Below are 11,150 nucleotides of genomic sequence, written 5' to 3'. Positions count from 1 at the left end.
GGGGGGTGGGGTGGGTCAGCGGCGAAGTCGGGGGCGCGGGCCTCGGAGGCCCCGGGGCGGGGGGCGGGCCCGCGCCCCGGGGGGGCGCCCCCCCCGGCGGTTCACCGCGCACGATCGGATCCCGCATGTCCCGCACCGCCCGCACCGCCCGTACCGCCCGCCTGGCCGGCGCGGCCGCCCTCGCGCTGGCCGCCGCCCTGACGCTGTCCGCCTGCGGCTCCTCCGGTGCTCCCACCGCCGCGAAGGTCACCCAGCAGAAGGACGCCACCCCGTACCAGGGCACCAAGCTGGCCAGGAACTTCGAGAAGCCGGACCTCCAGCTCACCGACACCTCCGGCCAGCCCTACGACCTGCGGCAGCAGACCAACGGCAAGGCCACCCTGCTGTTCTTCGGCTACACCAGCTGCCCGGACGTCTGCCCGACCACCATGGGCGACATCGGCGTCGCGATGAAGGCGCTCTCCCCCGAGGACCGGCAGAAGGTCAACGTCGTCTTCGTCTCCACCGACCCGCAGCGCGACACCCCCAAGGTGCTGCGCACCTGGCTGGACTCGATGGGCAGCGACTTCATAGGCCTGACCGGCGACCTCGCCAAGGTGAAGAGCGCCGCCAAGTCGCTCGGCATCATGATCGAGGACCCGGTGGTCAACGCGGACGGCACGGTCACCTCGACCCACGGCGCGCAGGTGCTGGCCTTCCTCCCCTCGGACGACAAGGCGCACGTGCTCTACATGAGCGGCACCGAGGAGAAGACCTACGAGCACGACCTCCCGCTGCTCGCCAAGGGGGTCGCGGCGTGACCGCCGGGACCAGCCGCTTCCGCCGCACCGCCCTGCTGGGCGCCGTCGTCGCGACCGCCCTCGGCGGCGGCGCCGTCCTGGCCGCCTGCGGGAGCGGCGGCCAGGACGGCGCCGGCAGCGGACCGGCCCGGCTCAGCGTCGCCGACTCCTACATCCCGCTGCCCCCGGCGGGCGGCATGGCCGCCGGCTACCTGACCGTCCGCAACGACGGCGGCCGGGACCAGCTGGTCGGCGTGACCAGCCCCGGCGCCGAGTCGGTCACCATGCACCGCTCGACCCCGTCGAGCATGGAACAGGTCGCCAGCCTGGACGTGCCCGCGCACGGCGCGCTGCAGTTCGCCCGCGGCGGCACCCACCTCATGATCATGGGCTGGCAGAAGGCCCCCGTCCTGGGCGACGAGGTGGAGCTCGACCTCACCTTCGCCAAGTCCGGCACCATCTCGGTCAAGGTGCCGGTCAAGGAGCTCACCTACCGCCCCGGCCAGAGTTAGGGGACCCGCCACCATGCAGTCGGCCGGCCTGGAGAAGGCCTCGCACCGCCGGATCGCCGGGGTGCTCGGAGTGCTCGGCGCGCTGCTCGCGCTGATGCTCGCGGGCGCCGGACCGGCCTCCGCGCACGCCACCCTGGATTCCACCGACCCGCGACAGAACTCCGTGGTCGCCACCGCCCCGTCGGCGGTGACGCTGACCTTCAGCGAGTCCGTGTCGCTCTCCTCGGACTCCGTCCGGGTGCTCGACCCGGCCGGCAAGGCCGTGGACACCGGCGACCCGGCGCACGCCGACGGCAGGGGCAACACCGCCCGGGTCGGCCTGAAGGGCGGGCTCGCCAACGGCACGTACACCGTCGCCTGGCGGGCCGTCTCCGATGACTCGCACCCGGTCGGCGGCGCCTTCACCTTCTCCATCGGCGCGCCCTCGGACACCTCGGTGTCGGCCACCGCGCTGCAGGGAGCCAAGGCCGACGGCCTGGTCGCCGCCCTGTACGGCACCGGACGCACCGTCGCGTACGCGGCGTTCGCGCTGCTGGCCGGGGCCGCCGCCTTCGTGCTGGTCTGCTGGCCGGCCGGCACCGCCCGGCGGCCGGTGCAGCGGCTGCTGATGACCGGCTGGACGGCGCTGCTGGTCTCCACCGTCGCGGTGCTGATGCTGCGCGGCCCGTACGAGCGCGGCTCGGGGATCGGACAGGCCTTCGACCTCTCGCTGGTGCGCGCCACCCTGGACGAGCGGATCGGCACCGCGCTGGCCGCCCGGCTGCTGCTGCTCGCGGCGGGCGGGGTGTTCCTGTCGCTGCTGGTCGGCCAGCTGGGGCAGCCGTCGACACCGCTCCCGGCGCAGCCCCCGACGGGCGGCGCCGAGAACGGGCCGGTCGAGGGCGGCGGCGCCGGCGGGCGGGCCGGGAGCGGACGCACCGAGGACGAGGACGCCGAGGCCGCCGAGCTGCGCGAGCTGGAGCGGCGGGCCGCCGAGCGGCCGCAGCGGGAGACCCGGCTCGGCCTCGGCGTGGCCGGGCTGGTGCTGGCCGTCGCCCTCTCCGCGACCTGGGTCGGCGCCGACCACGCCTCGGTCGGCATCCAGGTCTGGCTGGCGCTGCCGTTCGGCATCCTGCACCTGATCGCGATGGCGTTCTGGCTGGGCGGACTGGCCGCGCTGCTGGTCGCGCTGCGCGAGGGCGCCGGCGCCGGGGTGGTGGACCGCTTCTCCAGGATCGCCTTCGGCTCGGTCGCCGTCCTGGTCGTGACCGGGATCTACCAGTCCTGGCGGGGCCTCGGCAGCTGGGGCGCGCTGACCGGCACCGAGTACGGGCGGCTGCTGCTGGTGAAGAGCGGCTGCGTGGCCGTGATGCTCGGCGTCGCCTGGATCTCCCGCTCCTGGCTGGCCCGGCTGCGCTCGGCCCCGGCCGAGGCGGCGGAGGTCGAGCAGGCCGAGGTGCCGGAGCCGGTCGGCGTCGCCGCGCACAGCGCGGACCCGGTCCGCCAGGCCCAGCTGGACCGTCAGCGGGCCGCCCGGGAGAGCGCCGGGCGCGAGCGCGGGCTGACCCCGACCCGAGCCGGACTGCGCCGCTCGGTGCTGGTCGAGGCGCTGGTCGCGGTGGCGGTGCTGGTGGTCACCACGATGCTCACCAACTCCCCGCCCGGACGGGTCGCGAGCGAGGTCACGGCCGGGACCGCCGCGCCGGCCACCGACGGGGCCGCGGCGGCGCCGCAGACCGAGCCGGGCCGCACCGTCGAGCTCAAGCTCCCGTACGACACCAAGGGCCGGACGCCGAACGCCAAGGGCACCGCGACCGTCACCCTCAACCCGGCGCGGACCGGCCCGAACGAGGTGAAGCTCGCCCTGGACGGCGCCGACGGACAGCCGGTGGACGTCCCCGAGGTGCAGCTCGCCTTCACCCTGCCGGACCGCGACCTCGGCCCGCTGCCGGTCGCGCTCACCCCGGAGGGCACCGGCCGCTGGAGCGGCACCGCGCAGCTGCCGCTGGCGGGCACCTGGGTGGTGTCGGTGCAGGTCCGCTCCTCCGACATCGACCAGACCACGCCGACCCAGCAGTTCAAGATCGGCTGACGGCGGTGGACGACGTGACGACGAACGACCGGCCCCAGGACCACGGGACGACGGACACCGGGACGACGGACGCCGCACCGGTGCAGGAGCGGGCCGCCGAGGACCGTACCGGCGTCACCCGGCGGGCGCTGCTCGGCACCGCCGGCGCCGGGCTGCTGGTCGGCGCCGGGGCGGGCGTCGCCGGGGCGGTCGCCCTGGACCGCACCGGCCGCCCCGCCGGTGCGGCGGCCACGGGCGGCGCACTCGGCGCGGCCCGGGTGCCGTTCCGCGGCGAGCACCAGGCCGGGATCCTCGAACCGCAGCAGGCCAGGGTCCAGCTGGCGGCCTTCGACCTGTCCGACGGTGTCGGCCGGGACGGGCTGCGCGGGCTGCTGCAGCGCTGGACGAAGGCGGCCGAGCGGCTGACCGCCGGGGAGCCCGCCGAGGAGTTCGACGACCAGGTCGCCCTGGACGCCGGGCCCTGCTCGCTCACCCTCACCGTCGGCTTCGGCGCCGCGCTGTTCGACAAGGCCGGGGCGGCCGACCGCCGCCCGCCCGGGCTCGAACCGCTGCCCGCCTTCCCCGGCGACGCGCTCGACCCCGCCCGCGGCGACGGCGACCTCTTCCTCCAGATCGGCGCCGACGACGCGCTGGTGGCGGTGCACGCCCTGCGGGTGCTGCAGCGGCTGGCCGCCGGCACGGCGGCACTGCGGTGGCAGTCGGCCGGCTTCGCCCGCACCCCCGGGGCCGCCGGGAAGCCGGTGACCGGCCGCAACCTGATGGGCCAGGTCGACGGCACCAACAACCCGAAGCCGGGCGAGGACGGATTCGCCGCGAAGGTGTTCTGCACCGCCGGCGGGGAGCAGCCGGCCTGGCTGGCCGGCGGCTCGTACCTGGTGTTCCGGCGGATCCGGATGCTGCTGGACCACTGGGAGGCGCTCCCGGTGGACCGGCAGGAGCGGGTGATCGGACGGCGCAAGACGGACGGCGCCCCGCTCGGCGCACCCGCCGGGTCCGGCGAGCACGCCCCGGTCGACCTGTCCGCGCAGGGCCCGGACGGCACCCTGGCGATCCCCGCCGACGCGCACGTCCGGGTCGCCGCCCCGGCGGCCAACGGCGGGGCGGCCATGCTGCGGCGCGGCTTCTCGTACCACGACGGGCTGCTGCCGGACGGCTCCCCGGACGCCGGGCTGCTCTTCCTCGCCTTCCAGTCCGACCCGCGCAGGGGCTTCACCCCGGTGCAGCGCAAGCTCTCCCGGGGCGACGGCCTGTCCCGCTTCCTGCGGCACGAGGCGAGCGGGGTGTACGCGGTGCCCCCGGCCGCACCGGCCGGGGGCTACCTCGGCCAGCAGTTGCTGGAGGGCTGAGGCCCTTCCCGGGAGGCCGGCGCGGTCCCGTACCACGGGCCGACCGGCCGTGTCCCGGCCATCGGAACGCTTTCCTGCCGCGACCGGGGAATCGTTAGGGTGACAGCTTCGGCAGCATCGCGTCCGCACCACCGCGTCCGCACCGGCCGTACCGCACCGTTCGTAGCGCACCACCCCGTCCGCACCGCCCGTTCCACGCAGCACCGAGTCCTCCCGGAGGCGTCATGTCGGCGACCCGCTACACCTACCTCGGCCCGGCCGGCACCTTCACCGAGGCGGCGCTGCACACCCTGCCCGAGGCGGCGACCCGCGAGCTGGTGCCGCTGTCCTCGGTGGCGCTGGCCCTGGACGCGGTGCGCGGCGGGGACGCCGCCGGGGCGTTCGTGCCGATCGAGAACTCGGTGGAGGGCGCGGTCACCGCGACCAACGACGAACTGGCCTCCGGCGCACCGCTGATGATCTACCGCGAGGTGCTGCTGCCGATCTCGTTCGCGCTGCTGGTGCGCCCGGGCACCGAGTTGTCCGGGATCAAGACGGTCACCAGCCACCCGGTGGCCCAGCCGCAGGTGCGCCGCTGGCTGGCGGCCAACCTGCCGGAGGCGACGTGGGAGTCGGCCGCCTCCAACGCCGACGGCGCCCGGCTGGTCTCCGAGGGCCGTTACGACGGGGCGTTCGCGGGCGAGTTCGCGGCGCCGATCTACGGGCTGGACCCGCTGGTCAAGGACATCGCCGACGCCAAGAGCGCGGCCACCCGGTTCGTCCTGGTGGGCCGGCCGGGCCGGGTGTCCTCGCCGACCGGCGCGGACAAGACCTCGATGGTGGTCTGGCTGCCGGACGACCACCCGGGCGCGCTGCTGGAGCTGCTGCAGGAGTTCGCGGTGCGCGGGGTCAACCTGATGCGGATCGAGTCCCGGCCGACCGGCGAGGGCCTGGGCAACTACTGCTTCCTGATCGACTGCGAGGGCCACCTGTCCGAGCGCCGGGTGGGCGAGGCGATGATGGGGCTCAAGCGGATCTCCCCGCAGGTGCGGTTCCTCGGTTCCTATCCGCGCGCCGACCGGCAGGTGTCCACCCACCGGCGGCCGGGGACCTCGGACGCGGACTTCAGCTCGGCGGCGGACTGGCTCTCCCGCGCACTCGACGGGCGCGGGGACGTCTGAGTCCCGCGGCGGCGGCGCGCGGGAGCACCGGACGCGCGGGAGGCGGCGGAGGCGGCGGAGGCGGCGGAGATGCCCGAGACGCCGGAGACCTCGCAGTCATCCGAGCGATACCCGTTGTCTTTCTGACCTTTTCCGACCGTTTTGGACTGCGGCGATCGGGCGGGGCGGACGACCCCACCCGTCGTCCACAGGCCCGCCCGGGGCCGCGGGCCGCTGTCCACAGGCCCCACCTCTGTCCACAGCTCCGAGTTATCCACAGGTCTGGGGACGAGTCGACAAACCGGTATAGCCATTACCCAGAACTGGTCGGATCATCGGTTTGCGTCGCAGAGATGACTAATCGGACCAGAGTCACCCGGTTGCCAGCAAATCACCCGTCTGAGTGCTTCAATTCCCTCACTCGGGAAGGTCGAATGGGGTTTGAAACCTCAATTCCCTGGCTCGGTCGCGCGGAGGGTGATCCTCCCCTTCGATCCACAGCCCCGGCCCCGGGCCTGTGGATAACCCGACCCGGGAGCGGCCCCCACAGAAGTTATCCACAGGACGGGGGTGGTTATCCCCAGGGGAAAACCGGTACCGGTGGAGGAACGCCCGCCCGGTACGCTTGGGCCTGTGATTGACCTTCGCCTGCTCCGTGAGGACCCTGACCGAGTGCGCGCCTCGCAGCGCGTCCGTGGCGAGGACGTCGACCTGGTCGACGCCCTCCTCTCCGCCGACGAGCGGCGCCGGTCCTCGGGCAGCCGCTTCGACGAACTGCGCAGCGAGCAGCGGGTGCTCGGCAAGCAGGTCGCCCAGGCCAAGGGTGACGAGAAGACCGCCCTGCTGCAGCGCACCAAGGACCTGGCCGCCGAGGTCAAGGCCGCGGACGCCGAACAGGGCGCCGCGAAGGAGGAGGCCGACCGCCTGCTCCGCTCGCTGGCGAACCTCATCGACCCGGCCGCCCCGGTCGGCGGCGAGGAGGACTTCGTCACCCTGGAGGAGATCGGCACCCCGCGCGACTTCTCCGCCGAGGGCTTCGAGCCCCGCGACCACGTCGAGCTCGGCCAGATCCTGGGCGCCATCGACACCGAGCGCGGCGCCAAGGTCGCCGGTGCCCGCTCGTACTACCTGACCGGCGTCGGCGCGCTGCTGGAGCTCGCCCTGGTCAACATGGCGATCGCCCAGGCCACCGCGGCCGGCTTCGTCCCGATGATCACCCCGACCCTGGTCCGGCCGGCCGCCATGGACGGCACCGGCTTCCTCGGCCAGGCCGCCGAGAACGTGTACCACCTCGCCGAGGACGACCGGTACCTGGTCGGCACCAGCGAGGTCCCGCTCGCGGCGTACCACATGGACGAGATCCTGGACGCCGACAAGCTGCCGCTGCGCTACGCCGGCTACTCGTCCTGCTTCCGCCGTGAGGCCGGCACCTACGGCAAGGACACCCGCGGCATCATCCGCGTCCACCAGTTCGAGAAGGTGGAGATGTTCGTCTACACCACTCCGGAGGACGCGGAGAACGAGCACCGCCGCCTGCTCCAGTGGGAGAAGGACTTCCTGAACGCGCTGGAGCTGCCGTACCGGGTCATCGACGTCGCCTCCGGCGACCTCGGCGCCTCGGCCGCGCGCAAGTTCGACATCGAGGCCTGGATCCCCACCCAGGGCAAGTACCGCGAGGTCACCTCGACCTCCAACACCACCGAGTACCAGGCCCGCCGCCTGTCGATCCGGATGCGTGAGGACGGCAAGACCCGCCCGCTCGCCACCCTGAACGGCACCCTGGTCGCCGTCCCGCGCACCATCGTGGCGATCCTGGAGAACCACCAGCAGGCCGACGGCTCGGTCATCGTGCCCGAGGCGCTGCGGCCGTTCCTCGGCGGCCGGACGGTCCTCGAACCGGTCAAGTAACCGGTTCCCCGGCACCACCCGCTCCACCCGCTCCACCCGCAACTCCCGGGAGACGACCGGCCCATGAGCACCACCAGCCCCAGCCCCGTCTCCCCGGAAGGCACCCGGGACGGGGGGGGGGGTGGCCAACCCCGGGTGGGCCCCCGCCCACAGCGCCCCCCGCCGTACCACCCGTGTTCAAGCACCGAGCGCCCCCCCCCCCCCCCGGCCCCCCGCAGGGCCCCGGGCCGGGTGGCGCCCCCGCGCCCCGGCTGATCGCCACCGACCTCGACGGCACCCTGCTGACCAGCGAGGAGACCGTCTCCGAGCGCACCCGCGCCGCCCTGGCCGCGGCCACCGGCGCGGGCGCGCTGCACATCATCGTCACCGGCCGCTCGGCCGTCTGGGCCCGCCCGGTCTTCGACGAGATCGGCTACACCGGGATAGCCGTCTGCGGTCAGGGCGCCCAGGTCTACGACGCCGGCGCGCACAAGCTGCTCACCTCGCTCACCCTGGACCGCCGGCTCGCCGCCCTCGCCGTCGAGAAGATCGAGGCCGAGACCGGCCCGCTCGCCGTCGCCGCCAACCAGGACGGCCTCGACGGCCAGGTCCTGGCCGGCCCCGGCTACGAACTGCTGATCGGCTCCGACCTGCCCGTCGTCCGGGTCGGCCGCGACGGGCTGCTGGCCTCCCCGGTCAGCAAGCTCTACGTCCAGCACCACGCGCTGACCGACGACGCCCTCGCCGACGCGGCCCGCCGCGCCGCCGGCGACCTGGTCGGCGTCGTGATGGCCGGCCCCGGTGTCGTCGAACTGCTCCCGTTGGGCCTGTCCAAGGCCACCGGTCTGGCCGTCGCCGCCCGCCGCCTGGGCGTGCGCGCCGCCGACACCATCGCCTTCGGCGACATGCCCAACGACGTCCCGATGTTCGGCTGGGCCGCCCACGGCGTCGCCATGGCCAACGCCCACGAGGAACTCCTCGCCGTCGCCGACACCGTCACCGCCGGCAACGACGAGGACGGCGTCGCGGTCGTGCTGGAGCGCCTCTACCCCGCCCGCTGACCGGCGGCGCGCCCCGGGCCCGGGGACGGGCGGGACTCCGGGGTCCCGCCCGGTGCGGCGTGTCGGTGGTCGGGTGTTCACGGACCGTTCCCCGACAGTTGTAGGATGACCGGGCAATCAGTTGTAGGATGACCGACGACTGGTGAAGGCACACGTGCGACGGCGGAGGGAGGTGGGTCCGGAATGAGCGGCGAGGGCAACGGCCTGCAGGCGGCCGGACGACGGTCCCTGGTGGACACCGCGATCGACCAGCTGCGGGAGCAGCTGGCCGGCGGGGTCTGGCCCGTGGGTTCGCAGATCCCCACCGAGCACGAACTGGCCGAGCAGCTGCAGGTCGGACGGAACACCGTCCGGGAGGCGATCCGGGTGCTGGTGCACGCCGGAATGCTGGTCTCCCGGCAGGGCGAGGGGACGTTCGTCCGCTCGACCAGTGACCCGGCCTCCGTCCTGCGCGGCGTCCAGCGTTCGGGCATCCGGGACGTCCTGGAGGTCCGCGCGGCGCTGGAGACCGAGGGCGCCCGGCTGGCCGCGCTGCGGCACACCGACGAGGACGTCCGGCGGATGCGGGCCGCGCTGGCCCGCGAGGCCGAGGTGTTCGCGGCGCACCCGGAGCGGGCGAGCCGAGAGGCCACCGTCGAGCACGACCTGGAGTTCCACACCGCCGTCGTCGAGGCCGCGCACAACCCCGCGCTGGCCGAGGTGTACCGCTACTTCGGCGCCTCCGTGCGCGAGGCGATGACCTCCGCGTTCGGCGACCACGACATGCCCGAGGCCGTCGTGGCCACCCACGAGGCCCTGGTCGACGCGATCGAGAGCGGTGACCCGGACCGGGCCGAGGCGGCGTGTCGCACGCTGCTCGCCGGCCCGACCGCGGCCGTCGAGCAGCTGCTCGCGTCCATCGCGGCCCGGAAGTAGGACGGCGCGAGCCTCCTCCGTCCCGCCCGCATCCACGCACATCCCGGAAAGAACAGCACACCCATGGCCGTCACCCGTGCCCAGCAGCCGGTTGTCACCACCCCTGCCCCGCTCCCGGTCCGCACCCGGCTGGCCCATCCGCTCCTGCTGCTGACCGGCATCGTGCTGGTCGCGCTGAACATGCGCGCCTGCCTGGCCGCGATCTCCCCGATGGTCGGCGAGATCCAGCGGACCTTCGGCCTCTCCGCGACCGCCAGCGGCCTGATCACCACCGTCCCGGTGCTGTTCCAGGGCGTCGGCGCCCCGCTCACCCCCCGGCTGACCCGGCGGTTCGGCGCCGAGCGGGTGGTGCTGGGCGCGGTGCTGGTGCTGGGCGCGGGCGTGCTGCTGCGGGTGCTGCCCTCGGTGGCCGCGCTGTACGCGGGCTGCGTGGTGATCGGCGTGGCGATCGCGGTGCTCAACGTGTCGATGCCCGGCCTGGTCAAGCGGGAGTTCCCGGACCGCGCGGCGACCATGACCGGCGTCTACTCGACCACCATGCTGGTCGGCGCGACCCTCGCCGCCGGTACCTCCGTCCCGCTGGAGCACGTGCTCGGCGGCGGCTGGCGGGCCTCGCTCGGCGCCTGGTCGCTGCTGGCGCTGGTCGCCGCGGTGGCCTGGCTGCCGCAGGTGCTGCGCAGCCGTCAGGAGCGCGGCGCGGTGGCCGCGGCCGCGACGCCGGGCACGCCGGTCGAGGGCATCTGGAAGTCCCCGCTGGCCTGGCAGATCAGCCTCTTCATGGGCATCTCGTCGCTGCTGGTCTACACCCTGGTGGCCTGGATGCCGACCATCCTGGCCGACCACGGCATGGACCGCGGCCAGGCCGGTCTGGTCTTCGCCTTCTCCAACCTGGTGCAGGTGGCCGGTGCCTTCCTGGTGCCGCTGATGGCCGGCCGGATGACCAACCAGCGCGCCCTGGCGGTGACCATGGCCGCCCTGAACGGGGTGGGCATCGCGATGCTGCTGGTCGCGCCGGTCTCCGCCGCGTGGGTCTCGGCGGCCGTCCTCGGGGTGGCCCAGGGCGGTTCGCTGGGCCTGGGCCTGGCGTTCATCGTGCTGCGCACCGGCAGCGCGGCCGGTGCCGCCCAGCTGGGCGGGATGTCGCAGGCGATCGGCTACCTGGTCGCGGCGGCCGGCCCGGTCGGTGCCGGCGCCCTGCACCAGCTCACCGGCGGCTGGGAGACCACCCTGGTGCTGATGCTGGCGCTGGTGCTGGTGGTCGGTGTGGCCGGCTGGGGAGCGGGCCGCAACCGCACGCTCTGACCCTCCGGCGTCCGGACCCGCCACGGCGTCCGGACGGCCTCGACGGTCGTGAACGGGAACGGCGCTCCGGGGAGCCCCCCGGCGGCGGGGGCGGGTACGGGGCGGGGGGGCGCGGGACGCCGCGGCCGCCCCGGGGTG

At 74.6% G+C, this 11,150-nt stretch carries 9 protein-coding genes; all 9 read left to right on the top strand.

The features are described from left to right. Window positions 1–125 precede the first annotated feature (125 nt). The 9 genes from ACFV0O_RS15970 (at window position 126) to ACFV0O_RS15930 (ending at window position 11,012) form a co-directional block, all read left to right on the top strand. Entirely contained in the window at window positions 126–800 is a 675-nt protein-coding gene (locus ACFV0O_RS15970; protein ID WP_380341622.1) for an SCO family protein, read from the top strand. Continuing rightward, on the top strand, window positions 797–1,291 hold the full coding sequence (locus tag ACFV0O_RS15965) for a copper chaperone PCu(A)C (RefSeq protein ID WP_380341620.1): 495 nt from the start codon (window positions 797–799) through the stop codon (window positions 1,289–1,291). Before ACFV0O_RS15970 ends, ACFV0O_RS15965 begins: the two co-directional genes overlap by 4 nt. Before the next feature lie 13 nt (window positions 1,292–1,304). Further along, a complete protein-coding gene (locus ACFV0O_RS15960) occupies window positions 1,305–3,362 on the top strand; it encodes a FixH family protein (RefSeq protein ID WP_380341618.1) in 2,058 nt (685 codons plus the stop codon). Between the two features lie 14 nt (window positions 3,363–3,376). Further along, entirely contained in the window at window positions 3,377–4,708 is a 1,332-nt protein-coding gene (gene efeB, locus ACFV0O_RS15955; RefSeq protein WP_380341615.1) for an iron uptake transporter deferrochelatase/peroxidase subunit, read from the top strand. Window positions 4,709–4,932: 224 nt separating this feature from the next. Further along, complete coding sequence (pheA, locus tag ACFV0O_RS15950; RefSeq protein WP_380341613.1) at window positions 4,933–5,868, top strand: prephenate dehydratase; 936 nt, start codon at window positions 4,933–4,935, stop codon at window positions 5,866–5,868. Window positions 5,869–6,480: 612 nt separating this feature from the next. Continuing rightward, complete coding sequence (gene serS, locus ACFV0O_RS15945) at window positions 6,481–7,755, top strand: serine--tRNA ligase (protein ID WP_380341610.1); 1,275 nt, start codon at window positions 6,481–6,483, stop codon at window positions 7,753–7,755. Window positions 7,756–8,006: 251 nt separating this feature from the next. Next, on the top strand, window positions 8,007–8,795 hold the full coding sequence (locus ACFV0O_RS15940) for an HAD family hydrolase (protein WP_380341875.1): 789 nt from the start codon (window positions 8,007–8,009) through the stop codon (window positions 8,793–8,795). Between the two features lie 183 nt (window positions 8,796–8,978). Continuing rightward, the gene (locus tag ACFV0O_RS15935) at window positions 8,979–9,710 is read left to right on the top strand and encodes a FadR/GntR family transcriptional regulator (protein WP_380341608.1); all 732 of its coding nucleotides are present in this window, start codon (window positions 8,979–8,981) and stop codon (window positions 9,708–9,710) included. Window positions 9,711–9,773: 63 nt separating this feature from the next. Then, entirely contained in the window at window positions 9,774–11,012 is a 1,239-nt protein-coding gene (locus ACFV0O_RS15930) for a CynX/NimT family MFS transporter (RefSeq protein ID WP_380341605.1), read from the top strand. Window positions 11,013–11,150: the final 138 nt, after the last annotated feature.

Source organism: Kitasatospora sp. NPDC059577, from assembly GCF_042735475.1.
GTDB lineage: Bacteria > Actinomycetota > Actinomycetes > Streptomycetales > Streptomycetaceae > Kitasatospora.
The sequence above is the reverse complement of the archived record's forward strand: the minus strand, read 5'-3'. Positions and strand labels throughout refer to the sequence as shown.